The organism is Klebsiella sp. PL-2018 (assembly GCF_019048985.1).
In the GTDB taxonomy this organism is placed as follows: domain Bacteria; phylum Pseudomonadota; class Gammaproteobacteria; order Enterobacterales; family Enterobacteriaceae; genus Klebsiella; species Klebsiella michiganensis.
On the sequence record NZ_CP077673.1, the window covers coordinates 5591870 to 5609979 of the forward strand.

Consider the following 18110-nt stretch of genomic DNA (forward strand, 5'->3'; position numbering starts at 1 on the left):
TCGAACCTCTTACTGCTTCAGTTTGGGATCGAGCGCGTCACGCAGACCGTCACCCATCAGGTTAAATGCCAGCACCGTCAGCAGGATAGCGACACCCGGAAAGGTGACGACCCACCAGGCGCTCTGCGCGAACTGCAGCACGTCGGAGAGCATCGTGCCCCACTCCGGTGTCGGCGGCTGCGCACCCATGCCAAGGAAGCCAAGAGCGGCCATATCGAGAATGGCGTTAGAGAAGCCCAGCGACGCCTGAACAATCAGCGGCGCAAGACAGTTAGGAAGAATGTTGATGAACATCTGACGCATCGCGCCTGCCCCCGCCACGCGGGAAGCGGTCACGTAGTCGCGGTTTACCTCTACCAGCACCGCCGCGCGGGTCAGACGCACATAGTGCGGCAGGGCGACAAAGGTCAGCGCTATTGAGGCATTGACGATCGACGGACCGAAGATGGCCACCAGCACCAGCGCCAGCAGCAGGCTCGGCAGCGCCAGCATAATATCGACAACGCGCATAATGACCGAGTCAACCACGCCGCCAAAGTAGCCCGAGACAAGACCGAGCACCACGCCGAGGATCAGCGACAGTACCACCACCAGACAGCCGACCAGCAGCGACAGGCGCGCGCCGTACATCAGGCGCGACAGGATATCGCGGCCGACGTCATCGGTGCCGAGCAGGTGGCTCACGCTGCCCCCCTCCTGCCAGAACGGCGGAGCCAGCAGCGCATCGCGGAACTGATCCGCCGGATTATAGGGCGCGAGGAAGTTGGCGAAGATGGCGATGATAATCATCACCACGACATAGGCCAGCCCCACGACGGCGCCTTTGTTGCGTTTAAAATAGTGCCAGAACTCCTGCAGAGGGGTCATTGGCACCGGCGCGGCGACAACTTTATTTTCAGTAATTTGTGACATGATGGCCCCTTACTTCTTATGCCGGATACGCGGGTTCACCACGCCGTACAACAGGTCGACCAGCAGGTTGACAAGAATAATCATCGTCGCCACCAGCAGCACCCCGCCCTGCACCACCGGATAGTCGCGGCGCTGCAGCGCGTCAATCAGCCAGCGGCCAAGGCCCGGCCAGGAGAAGATGGTTTCGGTCAGGATGGCCCCCGCCAGCAGCGTACCGACCTGCAGACCGATCACCGTGACCACCGGCAGCATCGCGTTACGCAACGCATGAACGATGATCACCCGCATCCGCGTCAGGCCTTTCGCGCGCGCGGTACGGATATAATCCTCGCCCAGCACTTCCAGCATCGACGAACGGGTCATACGCACAATCACCGCCAGGGGAATCGTCCCCAGCACCACGGCGGGCAGGATCATATGCATTACCGCATCAATAAAGTCGCCCGGCTCGCCCCAAATCGCGGTATCGATCAGCATAAATCCGGTCAGCGGCAGGGTATCGTCAAGGAAGACGGTATCGCTGATGCGCCCGGAAACCGGCGTCAGGTTAAGCTGTACCGACACCAGCATGATCAGCATCATGCCCCACCAGAAGATGGGCATAGAGTAGCCTGTCAGCGCGAGGCCCACGGAGGTGTGGTCGAAGATAGAGCCGCGTTTAACCGCCGCCAGCACGCCCACCGGGATCCCGAGATGACGGCAAAAATCATCGCGCAGACGCCCAGCTCCATCGTGGCCTTAAAGCGCGGTACAAACTCTTGCCAAACGGGAATACGGCTTTTCAGCGAGATGCCCAAATCGCCGTGCATCACGCCCCAAATATAGTTGACGTACTGCTGCCACATCGGTTTATCGAGGCCCATTTCGGCCAGCAGCTGCGCGTGACGTTCAGGGGAAATACCACGTTCGCCCGCCATAATCATCACCGGGTCGCCGGGGATCATATGAACGAAGGCAAAAGTGAGAAGGGTAATACCGATAAATGTTGGGATGACAAGTCCCAAACGTCGGAGAATGAACTGCAACATAACCCGGATTCTCTCTGGAGACGGCCCGCCTGGTGACAGGACGTCTGTATTGCTCACAAATGTCAATTCCCTCTCCCCAAGGCGGGGAGAGGGGAAACACGCTGTTATTATTCGATAGAGACGTTATCGAAGTGGTGTTTACCTAATGGATCGACCACGTAGCCTTTGACCTCTTTACGCACCGGCTCATAGACGGTGGAGTGGGCGACGATCAGCGCCGGAGCCTGATCGTGCATCACGACCTGAGCCTGCTTATACAGCTCAATGCGTTTGTTGTGGTCATCCGTGGCGCGAGCCGGCTGAATCAGGTCTTCAAACGGCTTGTAGCACCAGCGGGAGTAGTTCGAACCGTCTTTTGCCGCCGCGCAGCTGAACAGGGTGGCGAAGAAGTTATCCGGATCCCCGTTGTCGCCGGTCCAGCCCATCATGACGGTCTGATGCTCGCCCGCTTTCGCGCGCTTGAGGTATTCACCCCACTCGTAGGTCACGATCTTGGCCTGGACGCCGACTTTCGCCCAGTCGGCCTGAATCATCTCAGCCATACGGCGCGCGTTCGGGTTATACGGACGCTGTACCGGCATCGCCCACAGGTCGATGGTGAAGCCTTTTTCCAGGCCTGCTTCTTTCAGCAGCGCTTTCGCTTTCTCTGGATCGTAGGTGTAGTCTTTAACGTCGTCGTTATAGCCCCACATGGTCGGCGGGATCAGGTTCTTCGCGGCCTGGCCTGCGCCCTGGTAAACGGCCTTGATAATCGCTTCTTTGTTGACCGCGTAGGTCAGCGCCTGGCGAACTTTGACATCATCCAGCGGCTTCTTCTCGGTGTTGAAAGAGAGGTAGCCGACGTTCAGGCCCGGCTGTTCCAGCAGCGTGATGTTTTTGTCTTCCTTCATGCGCGCGATATCTGCCGGGTTCGGGTACGGCATAATCTGGCATTCGTTTTTCTGCAGCTTAGCGTAGCGCACGGAAGCATCAGGGGTAATGGAGAAGACCAGGCGATCGATTTTCGGCTTGGTACCCCAGTAGCCCGGGAAGGCTTTATAGAGAATACGGGAGTCTTTCTGGTACTGCAGCAGCTGGAACGGGCCGGTACCGATTGGGTTGAGGTCCACTTTCTCCGGCGTACCGGCTTTCAGCATGTTGTCGGCATACTCTTTTGACAGAATAGAGGCGAAGTCCATGGCGAGATCGGCAAGGAACGGCGATTCCGGACGGGTCAGCACGAACTGGACGGTGTTATCGTCCACTTTCTTCACTTCGCTAATCAGGTCAGGTAATCCCATCCCTTCAAAGTATTCATAGCTGCCGCCAGACACTTTATGGTACGGGTTATTGGTATTTTTTTGTCTGTCGAAGGAGAAGACAACGTCATCGGCGTTCAGCGTGCGGGTCGGTTTAAAATCTTTATTATCCTGCCACTTCACGTCTTTACGCAGATGGAAGGTATAGGTTTTCCCGTCTTCGCTAACTTCCCATTTTTCAGCCAGGCCCGGGATGACTTCCGTGGTGCCGGTTTTGAATTCCACCAGGCGGTTATAAATCGGCACTGAGCTGGCGTCATAGGTGGTACCAGAGGTGAAGAGCTGCGGGTTAAAGCCTTCCGGCGAACCTTCTGAACAATAAACCAGGGTCTTCGCTTGTACGCTTGCTGCGACGGTCATGGCAACCAGGCTCAGACCAAGCTTCAGCATCCCTGATTTCTTCAAGGAAATACTCATTATTCTGCTCCAAATGTGATGTTGTTTGCATATATCCGCCAGACCTTTATTTATTTTTATTCGTCATATTGCGAACTACGGATGCGTTGGCTGCGCTCGATAACCCCGGTCACATAGTCATCTATGCTCCTTGGGATTCTCACGCTTGCCGCCTTCCCGCAGCTCGAACTATTTAGAATATACCCGGTCCGGTCGGTGGTGCCCGAAAGCGTTGAGAGAGATGGGGATTCCTTTCACAAAAACGACTGAGTTGCAGTACGGATTCTCCATGAAATGCCCCTCATGCCCTACAATCTGTCAACAGAATGGGGAAACGTCAATACAGCCAACCTGGTTTTACATCCGGTGTGAGAATTGGCGGGCAAAGATTAAAAAAAGTGCAAAGCGCTATTTCCAGCAGAGAAATTTATGCTAGCGGCCAATAGACAGAATAAACGCCTTAATATTTTCCAGCAGCCAGTGATAAGCAATTATGGTAAATGGTAAAAATTTCTTGCGATGTGACCAATATGTGAGCGATAAATAGCGTGAACGTTAAAACGCACAGCGGAAAATGCTGAAGTTATCCATAAGCTTCGCGAAAAAAGATCGGAGTATATATAAAAAAATACAATGGAAGATGTCACAAAATAGGGAATTGGCGCCAGGAAATGAGGGTGGAGGCGTTTTCTTACACTCTTAGCAAGCAGCGTATTTTCCCGGAGGCGATGCTGGCGCATCTGTCCGGGCTACCGGCCCATAGACAACGCTGAACCCGTAGCCCGGGCAAGGCGCTTTGCGCCGCCCCCGGGAGCGGTGTGCGGTGCGGCTGGATTTCCCGGAGGCGATGCTGGCGCATCTGTCCGGGTTACCGGCCCGTAGACAACGCTGAACCCGTAGCCCGGGCAAGGCGCTTTGCGCCGCCCCCGGGAGCGGTGTGCAGTACGGCAGCATTTCCCGGAGGCGATGCTACGCATCTGTCCGGGCTACCGGCCCGTAGACAACGCTGAACCCGTAGCCCGGGCAAGGCGCTTTGCGCCGCCCCCGGGAGCGGTGTGCGGTGCGGCTGGATTTCCCGGAGGCGATGCTACGCATCTGTCCGGGCTACCGGCCCGCAGACAACGCTGACCCCGTAGCCCGGGCAAGGCGCTTTGCGCCGCCCCCGGGAGCGGTGTGCAGTACGGCTGGATTTCCCGGAGGCGATGCTGCATATCAGTAAGGACGACAGAAACAAAAAAGCCTGCTCGTTGAGCAGGCTTTTCGAATTTGGTCGGTGATAGAGGATAACTCGCCACTACGTGGCTCGCCCTGCGGGCCGTTGCTGACGCAACGTTCTCTCGCTCCGCTCGAGTCGAACCTCTACCCCCGGAGGTTCTCATCCTCACAAACCTCAGATGCAAAAAAGCCTGCTCGTTGAGCAGGCTTTTCGAATTTGGTCGGTGATAGAGGATAACTCGCCACTACGTGACTCGCCCTGCGGGCCGTTGCTGTCGCAACGTTCTCTCGCTCCGCTCGAGTCGAACCTCTACCCCCGGAGGTTCTCATCCTCACAAACCTCAGATGCAAAAAAGCCTGCTCGTTGAGCAGGCTTTTCGAATTTGGTCGGTGATAGAGGATTCGAACCTCCGACCCCTTCGTCCCGAACGAAGTGCGCTACCAGGCTGCGCCAATCACCGAATGCGGGCGCATCTTACTGCTGCGATACACACCCGTCAATGCCTTATTATGAAAAAGTCGCTCAAGCGGCGAGAAACTCGCCACTCTGCTACTCCTTCTTCGCCGCAGCGTCAGGAACGTGGCACCAGTTGTTATATTGGTTAATCCCGCCGTCCGGCGAAGTATAGCCAAGACAGCCCATAATGGTGTCATAAAGCTCTACGTGACGACGCGGTACCTTCATGGCCGCCTGCTGCTTCAGACGCGCAAAAGAAGCTGCGTGGTCGGGCGACGCCAGATACTTATCCGACATCCACACCAGCATCGGCACGCGGAACTGCTCCGGCGGCGCCATCTTGCGCGGCGTACCGTGCAGGTGTTCGCGCTCGTTGATGGACTCGCCGTGATCGGCCGCATAGAAAACAATCGCCTTCTTGTCCCGCAGCTGATCCAGCACGCTGACGATAAAGTGATCGACGTAGGTCACGCTGTTATCGTACGAGTTAATCAGCTCAGCCTTCGAGCATTTATTATCGACGCCGACGCACTCCGGCTTCCACTGCGCAAAGCTGCGCGGATAGCGCTGGGTATAGTTAAAGTGCGATCCTTTGGTATGCAGAATAATCAGGTGCTTACCATTGGGATTCTTCGCCAGACCGCGCTTCATTTCATCCACCAGCAGCATGTCGTCAACGCTCTTGCCGCGGTTACTCGGCTCAGCGCCAATCTGCTCGCGATAGGCGATATTGTTCGCCATCGTGTTGCTGTAGAACCACATCTCGCTCTGCATGGCGTACAGGTTGCCGGTAAAGCCGAGCTGGTGCAGGACGGCAAAGACGTTCTGTTCTTTCAGCGTCCGCTGCGGGTTATCATCCGCCCCGCCCTGACGAACGAACATACAGCGCAGCGACAGCTTCGTGGCGGTATCGCAGGAGTATCCGCGGAAAGCGACCAGGTTTTTTTCCTGCGCCAGCTTAGGCGTGGTATTGCGGCTATAGCCCAGGATGCCCATATGGTCCCAGCGGGTGGTTTCGCCGATGATAAACACCACGTAAGTATCATCCAGCCCTTGCGGCTCAACGTAGGTGAATTTTTTCGCCGGATTGATCAGGGATTTATTATCGGAAGACTCGTCCACCTGCGCCCACGCGTAAAGCCCCAGCGCTGATAGCCAGTTAGACGGCAGATAGGAGTTAGCCACCACCCCGCCATAGCTTGGCAGATCGACTTCGGAACTGCGCTCAAAGTTCTTCTGACGAACCTCCAGCAAGCGAATAGGGCCCCAGACCATCAGGCCAGCCAGCAGCACGATAGTAATATTCTTCATCCGCTGGCCGGGCGTACGAATTTGACGCAGCAGGGTGAAGCGACAGCGGTTGCTCCAGATAAGCACCAGCGGCAGCGCGCTCATCAGCACCAGCCAGAGAATCAGGTGCCAGCCGATAACCTCTCTGGACAAGTCGATGTCAGTGGTCATCACCGAGGCAATAATCCCGTAGCCGATCACCACATTCAGGAAGGTCATGTAATAGCTGGCGGCGGCGGAGAAGAGTACGACGATGGTCGCGAGAATACGCCAGACCCGGCGGCCAAACAGCGACAAAATACGCAGCAGAAAGAAGGTGACCAGAAAGGTCCCTATCAGCTCAACTGCACCTGAGAGTCCTTTCCAGATGGTAAACTCCTGAGCGTACCCCTCGAAGCGGCGGAAGAATACGGCGGCGTTCATAAACCAGCCGATGTACAGCGCCAGCCAGATACTGAGCTTCAGCTGCGTCATCGTTTTAATGTATTTCATGCAAAAAACCTGGAAAACGAAGAGATAAAACCGCCCGACTTAAGCGATATAAGTAAGCAGGTTAATAAAGTGCGTTTAGCTTGGTTATAAGAAACCTCTACAAAGCGCGATAAGTAGACCACAGCGGAAGGAAAAAGTATCAGGAGGGAATGTGATCCAACCAAACATTTACAAAACATTTGGTTGGATTGGCACTATTAGCTTAGGGAATTAATCATCGGGGCCGGGATAACACCCGGTTTCAGGCGTGAGCCTGGTGGTAAATTTCACTTTTCGGCTGACGAATCGTTGTCGAAAGCGCCAGAGAGAGAATCAGCAGCGCAAAGATGACGCAGAAGGTCACGTAGAAACCGCCGAACAGGGAAGCAATCAGCGAACCGCAGATGCTGCCGATACCAAAGCCGAGATAAATCACGCCGTAGTTTTTCGCCAGGTTATTGAGGCCAAAGAACTCGCTGACCAGCGACGGGAAGACGGTAATCGTACCGCCGAAGTTAAAGGCCACGCAGGCGATAGCGGCGAAGAACGTCATGGCGTTCAGCGGAGCGAACAGCAGCGCCGCCATACCGATAAGCGAGACAACCTGTCCGATGGTAATCACCCGGATGCGGGACATTTTATCGGACAGAATGCCCAGAACCAGGCGCCCGCTCAGGTTAGCGATAGAGATCACCGTCACCGCGTTGGCGGCCGTCGCAACATCGAGGTGCACCATCCCCTGGGCGATGTCTTTCGCCACACCAATCACGTACAGGCCGCTCATGCAGGCGGTCAGGAACATCACCGCCAGCATCCAGTACTGAGGTTTACGCATCGATTCGGCGAGGGTGAAGTCGTTTTCGACGACGCCGTTGTTGGCGGTAGCGGTGTGGTTCGGCGCGTCTGTCATCAGCGTCGCGCCAAAAACGATCATCACCAGCACGATAGTGCCCCAGATAATAAAGGTTTTTTCCAGGCCGACCGTCGCCAGCAGATGGGAGTCAATAAATTTAAAACCCAGGCTGCCAAGCCCGTAAGCACCGATGGAAAAAGCCGAAATCAGTCCCTTACGTTCCGGGAACCATTTGACGCAGTTCGACAGCGTCAGCAAATAGCCAGCACCGTCGGCCAGCCCAACCAGCAGACCCGCGCTCAGCCACAGCATCATCAGGCTGTTTGAATGCGCGGTAAGGAAGAATCCGAGGCCCAGCAGGACGCCGGAAGCCATGGTGACGCGTTTAACGCCGAAACGTTCCTGTAATTTACCTGCCACGGATGAAGAGAGCGCCAGGCCGAGGCTTAACAGGCCGAATGAAAACGCCACCTGGCTTACCGGTTCGTCCAGCTTGGCGGAAAGCGAACTATTGAACAAACTCCATGTATAAACCGATCCCAGCGCAAATTGCGTAATGATAGTGCCGAGCAGCGTAAGCCAGCGGGTGTATTGACGGTTTGCAGCGTTCATAGCAGTTGTCCTGAATAATTAACTGCCGCCACCATAACGAAGTCCCCTGTAAGTCTGGGGAAAAAAGGCATGAGCTGCCGCTACCGCGGAATGAAATGCATTAAAGGCGGAATGAATGACATTGCAAAACATTCCCGCCTTAACGATTTATCGGAAAGTTAGTGCCCGCTACCGCTGGAAGATGCGTCATTACTGTAATGATAAAGTAAATTAAACGTATCAACTATGCTACATATTTAGCCTGAATAACTCGAGTGGCAAATGGCGGCATGCCGCAGCCCCATCCGGGTGAGGCTCAGGGATGAGCCGAATCACAAGCGCCGCCAGCGTATCCGCAATAAATTAAAAATTGGCGCTCACGCCCATTAAATAGAGATAGTTTGCCCCGGTGGGTAAATTGTCCGCCTGGGATAGCGCCGCCCAGGCGGCAAGATGAGAGTTGAGCGACATATCTGCGCCCAGCGTCACGTCCCGCCAGGCACCGTCCTGCGCGCGGTTCGCCCCGCCGAAATCCGTCGTCAACTCCTGGTTATAGCTCACCTGAGCCCACGGATGTACGCCCCATAGCTTCTGATAATCGACCCGCCAGCCCAGCGTATTCACATAGCCGGTTCCGGCCGCATTGCGGGTAAGCGGCGGCGACGTCAGATCGGAATGTAAACTGGCGACCGGGCCGGACGTCATCCCCTCGGTCAGAGAGAAATTCCAGCCGACGCTCATACCGCGTGCGCTATCCACCGGAGAGACCGCCTGATTAAACGCCAGTCCGGAAGGATCGTCGGACGCATTTATCCGCTCCGCGAGAATATCTTCATAGCGCGGTTGGTGATCGCTGTCCCATGTATAGCGTTCCGCAGTATTACTTTTTGTATCGATAGCGATATATTCCTGTTGCCAGGCATTCGCCCCGGCAACACACGACGCCCAGACGGATACGCACGCCGGGACCAGGAATACCCGGAGGCCATTGCATTTCTTTATTATCATTAATGCGACTCCAAAAAGAGCCGAAACGGCAAGGTTGCTGTGTTTTTTTTATGGGTGTCCTATCCCTGCTTGGGGAATAATAACCCTGTATTAACTATTATCTTTATCTTTCAGCCGTCAAGTTGAACGACTGAGTTTTTATCACAAAAGGGAGAGACAGATGCAACGTTGCGGATGGGTCAGTCAGGATCCTTTATACATTGAGTACCACGATAAGGAGTGGGGCGTTGCTGAAAAGAATCCCCGCAAGCTGTTTGAGATGATTTGTCTCGAAGGCCAGCAGGCCGGACTGTCGTGGATCACCGTGCTGAAAAAGCGTGAAAACTACCGCCGCGCTTTTCACCAGTTTGATCCGGTTCGCGTCGCGGCAATGGACGAAGAAGACATTGAACGTCTGGTTCTCGACGCCGGTATTATTCGCCATCGCGGTAAAATTCAGGCCATCATCGGCAACGCCCGCGCCTTCCTGGCGATGGAAAAAAATGGCGAACCTTTCGCAGATTTCGTCTGGTCATTCGTCGATAATCACCCCCAGGTGACGGCCGCCGCCACGCTGGCGGAGATCCCGACAACCACCCCGGCTTCTGACGCATTGTCGAAAGCGCTGAAAAAACGGGGCTTTAAGTTTGTCGGCTCCACTATCTGCTACTCCTTTATGCAGGCCTGCGGTCTGGTCAACGACCACGTCATCGACTGTTTCTGTCGCTCAGGAGGCCAGGATGATTCGTAACTGGGACGCTAACGAAACCGGCCCGCTGCTCGAGCTGTGGCTTGAGAGTACGATCCACGCGCATCCGTTTATCGCCGAAAGCTACTGGCATGACAGCCTGGCGATAGTGCGCGACGTTTACCTGCCCTCCGCGCAAACCTGGGTATGGGAGCAGGACGGCGTGCTGAAGGGTTTTATCAGCGTGATGGATTCCCGCTTCATCGGCGCGCTGTTCGTCGCGCCGGATGCCGCCAGGCAGGGTATCGGCAGCGCGCTGATCGGCGAAGTCAAAAAACACTACGGTTGGCTAACCCTTGAGGTATACCAGAAAAACGTTCAGGCGGTGAATTTCTACCATGCGCAGGGCTTCCGCATTGAAGACTGCGCATGGCAGGATGAAACCCAGCATCCGACCTGGATTATGCATTGGTCGGCGGATCAAATGCCGTCAGCGTAAGCTCGGGCCCGGTATACTTTTCCAGCCAGGCCAGCGCCGTATTTCCGGCGCAGCCGTTACCCAGCCGCGATGTCGGAATATCTTTGGTCAGCACGTTCACCGCACCGTTTTTGCAGATCCCCGCCTGAGGGTCGAGATCGGGCCACGCCCCTTCATGCAAGCAGATAACCCCGGGACGAATGCCGTCGGTCACTACCGCGCCGGCCAGCACCTGGCCGCGTGAATTCCATACCCGCACCAGATCGCCATCGGCGATATTGCGCGCCTGCGCATCGCGCGGATGAAGGGTTAACGGTTCACGGCCCGCCACCGCGTACTGTTCGCGCAGCGGCGTATGGTTGAGCTGGCTGTGGAGGCGGTGCGCCGGATGCGCTGACAGCACCTGGAGCTGGCCTTCCTGCGCATTGCCGTGCCATTCGTCCGGCTCCAGCCACATCGGGTGCGGCGGGCAATCCGGATAAGCAAACCCGGCGATGGTCGGCGAGTGAATTTCAATTTTACCGCTGGCGGTTTTCAGCGGATTCGCCTGCGGATCGGCCCTGAAGGCGGCAAAGCGGGCGAAGCGCGCGTTTTCAGGGTTCTCCGGCATTTCAATCAGCTGATTATCCTGCCAGAACCGGGCGAACGGCGGCAGCGTAACCTGCTGCGCCGCCCCGCGCTGGGCGGCAATCTGGTAAAACGTCTCCAGCCACTGCAGATCGTTTTTACCCTCGGTGAAGCGCTCCCGCCCGCCCGCTTCCCAGCGCTCGCTGAGGTCGGCGAAGACCTCGAAATCATCGCGCGCTTCATCGCGCGGCGCGACCACCCGCTTCATCGGCACCAGATGCTGGTTGCTGTAGTCGCCGGTCATGGTCATATCGTTGCGTTCAAATGAGGTCGTCGCGGGCAGCACGATATCGGCATGGCGCGCCGCGGCGGTCCAGAAGCATTCGGAAATGACGATAAGCTCCGGTTTTTGCCAGGCGCGGATCAGCCGGTTGGTATCCTGATGGTGGGTAAAGTTGGCGCCGCCCGCCCACCAGATAAAGCGGATATCCGGGAAGCGGCGTTCCATACCGTTATGTTGATAAGACGCCCCGGGGTTTTCCAGCGCTTCAACGATACGCGCGACCGGGATTTTTTCCACTGCATCGGTCCCGCCCGCCACGCTGCCCTGCATTGAGGCCAGCACCGCCGCGCGGCGCGTAGGGTTGCCGCCGTTGGCAAAGTGATAGGAAAGGCCAAAGCCCCCGCCCCGGGTGCCTATCTGGCCGAGCATGGCGGCGAGGGTCACCAGCATCCAGTGTTTTTGTTCGCCAAACTGCTGGCGCTGCATTCCCCAGCCGGACATCAACATGGTGGTGTTTTCGTGGAAAAGTTGTGCCAGTTCGCGAATTTTCTCCGCGCTAATGCCGCAGATCGCCGCCGCCCATTCCGCCGTTTTTGCCGTTCCGTCGCTCTCCCCGGTCAGATAGCGGGCGAAAACGTCATAGCCGCTGGTGCAGCGGGCCAAAAACGCGTCATCCTGCCAGCCGTTTTCCACCAGCGTATGGGCGATACCGAGCATCAGCGCCACGTCGGTGCCCATATGCGGGGCGATCCACTCCGCCGCGTCGCCAAAGAATTCCGCCGTTTCCGATCGCATGGGATCGATGCAGATCACCCGCTTCCCACTCTGACGCAGACGATCGAACCACGGGATGCCCTGCTCATCGGAAGCGTTCCAGGCAATTTTTAGCGTATTTAATGGGTTAGCGCTCCACAGCACCACGACATCGCTATGTTCCAACACCATTGGCCAGCTGGTCTGCTGCTGATAAACCTCATTACCGCCAACCACGTACGGCATGATCGCCTGGGCCGCGCCGGTGGAATAATCGCCCAGATGCCCGGTATAGCCGCCCGCCAGGCTCATATAGCGCTGGAGCAGCGTCGCCGCTTTGTGCAACACGCCATTTGAGCGCCAGCCGTAGGAGCCCGCAAAAATCGACGCCGGGCCGTAGCTTTCGCGAATGCGCCGGTGCTGGGCGTGAATCAGATCCAGCGCCTGCTCCCAGCTCACCCGCACAAACTCATCCTGCCCGCGCACGCCTTGTGGGCTTTCTGGCGAGGCGAGAAATCCCTTACGCACCATCGGATAACGTACGCGGGTTTTGCTATGCACCTGATCGCGCACTGCGGTTTGCAGCGAGTTGGGGAAAGGGGTATCAAGCGCCCCGCGCGAAGAGATGACGTTCTCGCCATCGGTTTCGACCAGCATTGGCCCCCAATGGGCTGCGGTCAGGATAGTTTTGGTAGCAGATGAGGTTGGCAATGCGGGCTCCTGGTCAGCGATAGCAGGTGTGGTGACGGCACGTTATTCAGCCGTTCAATGTTATTTACAAATTGAGATGCTCTCTGCGGAATTTTCTCCGGTTTCGGGCGTCATAATCAACCGTCACGGTCGCTGTGGCAAAGAATAAAAAGGATTAAGGAAATAAGATGAAAAAACGCGTACTCATGATTGCGGCTGTCGTTAGCGGCGCACTGGCCATTTCTGGCTGTACCACCAATCCCTATACCGGGGAGCGCGAAGCGGGTAAATCCGGGATCGGCGCGGGCATTGGTTCGTTAGTCGGCGCAGGCGTTGGGGCGCTCTCCTCTTCCAAACATGACCGCGGCAAAGGCGCGCTGATCGGCGCGGCGGCCGGCGCGGCGCTGGGCGGCGGCATCGGTTACTATATGGACGTGCAGGAAGCGAAGCTGCGCGAGAAAATGCAGGGAACCGGCGTAAGCGTGACGCGAAACGGCGACAATATCGTGCTGAACATGCCGAACAATGTGACCTTCGACAGCAGCAGCGCCAACCTGAAACCCGCGGGCGCCAATACCCTCACCGGCGTGGCGATGGTGCTGAAAGAGTATGAGAAAACCGCCGTTAACGTAGTGGGTTATACCGACAGCACCGGCAGCCAGGATCTGAACATGCGCCTCTCTCAGCAGCGCGCGGAGAGCGTCGCCAGCGCGCTTATTACCCAGGGCGTGGCGGCTAATCGCATCCGCACAACCGGTATGGGCCCGGCGAACCCGATCGCCAGCAACAGCACGGCGGAAGGCAAAGCGCAGAACCGCCGCGTTGAAATTACCCTCAGCCCGCTGCAGTAATGCCCTCTTTGCCCGGCGACTCGCCGGGCAAAATGCTTGATATAGAGAATTTTCGCGCTAAGGTGTGTGCAGATTTCAGCAAAGGAAGCCACCATGGCGAAAGCGGCGCGAGCAACCATTAGCGATGTGGCGAAAGCCGCAAAGACCGGCAAAACCAGCATTTCACGCTATCTGAACGGCGAGAAGCATCTGCTTTCCGACGATCTGCTGGGGCGCATTGAAAAAGCCATTGCCGAGCTCGACTATCGTCCCAGCCTGATGGCCCGCGGCCTGAAGCATGGCCGCACCCGGCTGATCGGCCTGATCATCGCCGATATCACCAACCCCTACTCCGTCAACGTGCTCAGCGGCATTGAAGCCGCCTGTCGCGAAAAAAGATTTACCCTTCTGGTATGTAATACCAACAATGAGCTGGACCAGGAGCTGCACTATCTCGACCTGCTGCGCAGCTATCAGGTGGAGGGGATCGTGGTCAACGCGGTCGGGATGCGCGAGGACGGCCTCAACCGCCTGCAGCAGTCGGCGCTGCCGATGGTGCTTATCGACCGCAAAATTCCGGAATTCGCCTGCGATGTCGTCGGCCTCGATAATACCCAGGCCGCCACCACCGCCACCGAACACCTGGTGGAAAAGGGCTTCGAAGCCCTGCTGTTCCTTAGCGAACCCCTCGGCTCGGTCAATAACCGCCGCGAGCGCCTGAGCGCGTTTCGCCAGACCCTCCTGCGCCATACCGGTATTGTCGCGGAAAACGCCGAAGTACCGTTGAACGATGGCGCGATGCTGGATAACGTCCTGCGTCACTTCCACTCCCACCATCGCGGCATGCGCAAGGCGGTGATTTCCGCCAACGGCGCGCTGACCCTGCAAGTGGCACGCTCCCTTAAACGCGTTGGCCTGATTTGGGGCAGCGATATCGGCCTGCTGGGCTTCGATGAACTGGAGTGGGCCGAGCTGGCGGGCGTGGGGATCACCACGCTCAAACAGCCGACCTGGCAGATTGGCTTCGCCGCCGTCGAGCAGGTGGTGCGTCGGATTGAAGGCAGCAACGACCCGGTCTGCGAACGGGTGTTTTCCGGCGAGCTGATCGTCAGAGGCTCCACCTCCCGCTAACGATCCTTCGTGATGGCGATCATAAATTAGACATCCTGGCCTTTGCTTTGGAACCGATACCATCTAGCGTAATAAACAACGCATCAGATTATCGTCGGGAGTATTGGGATGGCCAGAAAGATTATTGTCGTTACCGCCGCGTACGGGAATGACCATGTTAAAGCGCTGGGCGGGCAGTCCGCCGTCCTGCCATTTATCGCCGGCTCCGGCGCCGACGGCGTAGAGATCCGCCGGGAACTGTTCAGCGCGGATGAGCTGAACCGCCTGCCGGAACTGGCCGCCGATATTGAGCGCCGCGGCCTGCTGGTTTGCTATTCCGCACCGGAAGCCCTGTTTACCGCTGACGGCTCGCTCAACCCGCGCCTCGCCGACTTTTTGCAGGAAGCGCAAACCCTTAACGCGCTGTGGCTGAAGCTCTCGCTGGGCCGCTTTACCCACCAAAACGATCTGGACACCCTGCGCGATATCCTGCGCGAGAGCGGCATGGCGCTGGTGGTGGAAAACGATCAAACCGACTGCGGCCAGCTGGCGCCGATGCAGCGCTTCAAGGCCGCCTGTCGGGTTAACCAGCTGCCGATCACCCTCACCTTTGATATGGGCAACTGGCTGTGGGTTGGCGACTCGCCGGAAGAGGCCGCGCGCCACCTGGCGCCTGCCGTCAGCTATATTCATGTAAAGGCGGCTGAGCCGCACCATTCGCAGTTTCGCGCCGTACCGCCGGATGAAGCGTCCGGGCGCTGGCTGGCGCTGCTCGACAATCTGCCCGCAGACGCCCCGCGCGGGATCGAATTTCCGCTGACTGGCCATGACCTGACGGCCGTGACCCGCCGCTACGTCAACCTGTTACGCGAGGATTAAGTTATGCAAAAAGCGTTAGATGTCATCACGATAGGCGAAGCCATGGCGATGTTTGTCGCCACCGAAACCGGCGAACTGGCTGAAGTAGAACATTTTATGAAGCGCGTGGCGGGCGCGGAACTGAACGTCGCGACCGGGCTGGCCCGCCTCGGCTTAAGCGTCGGCTGGGTAAGCCGCGTCGGCGCGGACAGCTTTGGCCGCTTCGTCCTCACCGCGCTGGCGAAAGAGGGGATCGACGCCCGCGGCGTGAGCACCGATGGCCGCTACGCTACCGGCTTTCAGCTGAAATCTAAAGTCGAAAATGGAACCGATCCCATCGTGGAATATTTTCGCAAAGGCTCTGCCGCCAGCCATCTGTCGCCGGATGATTTTAACGAATCATACTTCGCCAGCGCCCGTCACCTGCACTTAAGCGGCGTGGCCGCCGCGCTGTCGGAAAGCTCATACGCCCTGCTGGACCGCGCGGCGCGCACCATGAAAGCGCAGGGAAAAACGATTTCGTTCGACCCCAACCTGCGGCCCACGCTGTGGAAAAGCGAAGCCGAGATGGTCGAGAAGCTTAACCGCCTTGCGTTTCAGGCCGACTGGGTTCTGCCGGGGTTGAAAGAAGGCATGATTCTGACCGGCCAGCAAACGCCGGAAGCCATTGCGGACTTTTATCTCAGCCACGGCGTTCGCGCGGTCATCATAAAAACCGGCTCCGACGGCGCCTGGTATAAAACCGCCGATGGCGAACAGGGGGCCGTTGCGGCGATAAAAGTGGATAACGTCGTCGATACCGTTGGCGCCGGCGATGGCTTTGCCGTCGGGGTGATTAGCGCCCTGCTGGAAGGAAAACCGCTGCCGCAGGCGGTGAAACGCGGAAACAAAATCGGCTCACTGGCCATTCAGGTCCAGGGCGATAGCGAAGGCTTACCCACGCGTGAGGCGCTGGGCGAGTAAGCAGATTCAGCACAACGTCAGGCCGTTCTGTACCCTACATGCAGCGCGGCGTAACGGATCTTTTCTATGATGAGCGTCACCTCACTCACAGAGGCAAACCTATGAATAGTTCGACGAATGCAACAAAACGCTGGTGGTACATCATGCCTATCGTGTTTATCACGTATAGCCTGGCATATCTTGACCGCGCTAACTTCAGCTTCGCTTCGGCGGCCGGTATTACTGAAGATCTGGGGATCACCAAAGGTATCTCCTCCCTGCTGGGGGCGCTGTTCTTCCTCGGCTACTTCTTCTTTCAGATCCCCGGCGCGATTTACGCCGAACGCCGCAGCGTACGCAAACTCATTTTTATCTGCCTGATCCTGTGGGGCGCCTGCGCCTCTCTGACCGGGATGGTGCACAATATTCCCGCGCTGGCGGCGATTCGCTTTATTCTCGGCGTCGTCGAGGCCGCGGTCATGCCGGCGATGCTGATTTACATCAGCAACTGGTTTACTAAATCTGAACGCTCTCGCGCCAATACCTTCCTGATCCTCGGCAACCCGGTGACGGTGCTGTGGATGTCGGTGGTGTCCGGTTACCTGATTCAGGCCTTCGGCTGGCGGGAAATGTTTATTATCGAAGGCGTTCCGGCGGTGATTTGGGCCTTCTGCTGGTGGGTGCTGGTAAAAGACAAACCTTCGCAGGTCAACTGGCTGGCGGAAAGCGAAAAAGCCGCGTTGCAGGAGCAGCTGGAGCGTGAACAGCAGGGAATCAAACCGGTGCGCAACTACGGCGAAGCCTTCCGCTCCCGCAACGTTGTCCTGCTGTGCATGCAGTATTTCGCCTGGAGCATCGGGGTTTACGGTTTCGTTCTGTGGCTGCCGTCAATTATCCGCAGCGGCGGCGAGAATATGGGCATGGTCGAGGTCGGCTGGCTCTCATCCGTCCCCTATCTGGCGGCGACCATCGCGATGATCGTGGTCTCCTGGGCCTCCGATAAAATGCAGAACCGCAAGCTGTTTGTCTGGCCGCTGCTGCTGATTGCCGCCTTCGCCTTTATTGGTTCCTGGGCCGTTGGCGCCAACCATTTCTGGGTCTCTTATACCCTGCTGGTGATTGCCGGCGCGGCGATGTACGCCCCCTACGGACCGTTCTTCGCCATCATTCCTGAGATGCTGCCGCGCAACGTCGCCGGAGGCGCCATGGCCCTGATTAACAGCATGGGCGCGCTGGGTTCGTTCTTCGGCTCATGGTTTGTCGGTTACCTGAACGGTACCACCGGCAGCCCCGCAGCCTCGTACATTTTCATGGGAGTGGCGCTTTTCGTCTCGGTATGGCTTACTTTGATTGTTAAGCCTGCTAATAATCAAAAACTTCCGCTCGGCGCACGTCACGCCTGAAACCTTAACG

General features: G+C 57.3%; 13 protein-coding genes, 1 tRNA gene, 2 other RNA genes and 1 pseudogene. 7 read left to right on the top strand and 10 right to left on the bottom strand.

The features are described from left to right. Positions 1-9 precede the first annotated feature (9 nt). The 9 genes and pseudogenes from dppC to MKleb_RS26430 all read right to left on the bottom strand — a co-directional run bounded on the left by dppC (position 10) and on the right by MKleb_RS26430 (position 9519). Entirely contained in the window at positions 10-912 is a 903-nt protein-coding gene (gene dppC, locus MKleb_RS26390) for a dipeptide ABC transporter permease DppC (RefSeq protein ID WP_025106797.1), read from the bottom strand. A 9-nt stretch (positions 913-921) separates the two neighbouring features. Next, positions 922-1940, bottom strand: a pseudogene (gene dppB, locus MKleb_RS26395) (dipeptide ABC transporter permease DppB). Between the two features lie 107 nt (positions 1941-2047). Continuing rightward, positions 2048-3655 (bottom strand): dipeptide ABC transporter periplasmic-binding protein DppA, encoded by a 1608-nt coding sequence (dppA, locus tag MKleb_RS26400; protein WP_004855324.1) that lies wholly within the window; start codon positions 3653-3655, stop codon positions 2048-2050. Positions 3656-4901: 1246 nt separating this feature from the next. Then, a non-coding RNA gene (locus MKleb_RS26405) (RtT sRNA) lies at positions 4902-5033 on the bottom strand. 34 nt (positions 5034-5067) lie between these two features. Further along, positions 5068-5199, bottom strand: a non-coding RNA gene (locus tag MKleb_RS26410) — RtT sRNA. Positions 5200-5233: 34 nt separating this feature from the next. Next, positions 5234-5310: transfer RNA gene (locus tag MKleb_RS26415), tRNA-Pro, on the bottom strand. Between the two features lie 89 nt (positions 5311-5399). After that, positions 5400-7088: a kdo(2)-lipid A phosphoethanolamine 7''-transferase gene (gene eptB / locus MKleb_RS26420; RefSeq protein WP_004855325.1), complete on the bottom strand. Its 1689-nt coding sequence runs from the start codon at positions 7086-7088 to the stop codon at positions 5400-5402. A gap of 241 nt (positions 7089-7329) precedes the next feature. Then, complete coding sequence (locus tag MKleb_RS26425) at positions 7330-8532, bottom strand: L-lactate MFS transporter (protein WP_025106796.1); 1203 nt, start codon at positions 8530-8532, stop codon at positions 7330-7332. 342 nt (positions 8533-8874) lie between these two features. Further along, positions 8875-9519 carry a lipase gene (locus tag MKleb_RS26430; protein ID WP_014227192.1) on the bottom strand — a complete coding sequence of 215 codons (645 nt, stop codon included), beginning with the start codon at positions 9517-9519 and terminating at the stop codon, positions 8875-8877. A 160-nt stretch (positions 9520-9679) separates the two neighbouring features. Here MKleb_RS26430 and tag point away from each other — a divergent pair, with 160 nt between their 5' ends. After that, positions 9680-10249 carry a DNA-3-methyladenine glycosylase I gene (gene tag, locus MKleb_RS26435; protein WP_025106795.1) on the top strand — a complete coding sequence of 190 codons (570 nt, stop codon included), beginning with the start codon at positions 9680-9682 and terminating at the stop codon, positions 10247-10249. Beyond that, positions 10239-10685 carry an N-acetyltransferase gene (locus tag MKleb_RS26440; RefSeq protein ID WP_025106794.1) on the top strand — a complete coding sequence of 149 codons (447 nt, stop codon included), beginning with the start codon at positions 10239-10241 and terminating at the stop codon, positions 10683-10685. The genes tag and MKleb_RS26440 overlap by 11 nt, the downstream gene beginning before the upstream one ends. On the opposite strand, the gene MKleb_RS26445 is transcribed toward MKleb_RS26440, so the two are convergent. Further along, positions 10648-12978 carry a molybdopterin guanine dinucleotide-containing S/N-oxide reductase gene (locus MKleb_RS26445; protein ID WP_025106793.1) on the bottom strand — a complete coding sequence of 777 codons (2331 nt, stop codon included), beginning with the start codon at positions 12976-12978 and terminating at the stop codon, positions 10648-10650. The two genes, MKleb_RS26440 and MKleb_RS26445, sit on opposite strands and share 38 nt — an antisense overlap. A gap of 167 nt (positions 12979-13145) precedes the next feature. Here MKleb_RS26445 and MKleb_RS26450 point away from each other — a divergent pair, with 167 nt between their 5' ends. The 5 genes from MKleb_RS26450 to MKleb_RS26470 all read left to right on the top strand — a co-directional run bounded on the left by MKleb_RS26450 (position 13146) and on the right by MKleb_RS26470 (position 18100). Next, the gene (locus MKleb_RS26450; RefSeq protein ID WP_004855336.1) at positions 13146-13808 is read left to right on the top strand and encodes an OmpA family lipoprotein; all 663 of its coding nucleotides are present in this window, start codon (positions 13146-13148) and stop codon (positions 13806-13808) included. 93 nt (positions 13809-13901) lie between these two features. Next, positions 13902-14918: a LacI family DNA-binding transcriptional regulator gene (locus MKleb_RS26455; RefSeq protein ID WP_217076364.1), complete on the top strand. Its 1017-nt coding sequence runs from the start codon at positions 13902-13904 to the stop codon at positions 14916-14918. A gap of 108 nt (positions 14919-15026) precedes the next feature. Next, a complete protein-coding gene (locus MKleb_RS26460; RefSeq protein WP_004855342.1) occupies positions 15027-15776 on the top strand; it encodes a sugar phosphate isomerase/epimerase family protein in 750 nt (249 codons plus the stop codon). 3 nt (positions 15777-15779) lie between these two features. Continuing rightward, complete coding sequence (locus MKleb_RS26465) at positions 15780-16718, top strand: sugar kinase (RefSeq protein ID WP_004855344.1); 939 nt, start codon at positions 15780-15782, stop codon at positions 16716-16718. Positions 16719-16819: 101 nt separating this feature from the next. After that, on the top strand, positions 16820-18100 hold the full coding sequence (locus tag MKleb_RS26470) for an MFS transporter (protein ID WP_004855346.1): 1281 nt from the start codon (positions 16820-16822) through the stop codon (positions 18098-18100). The last annotated feature ends 10 nt before the right edge of the window (positions 18101-18110 follow it).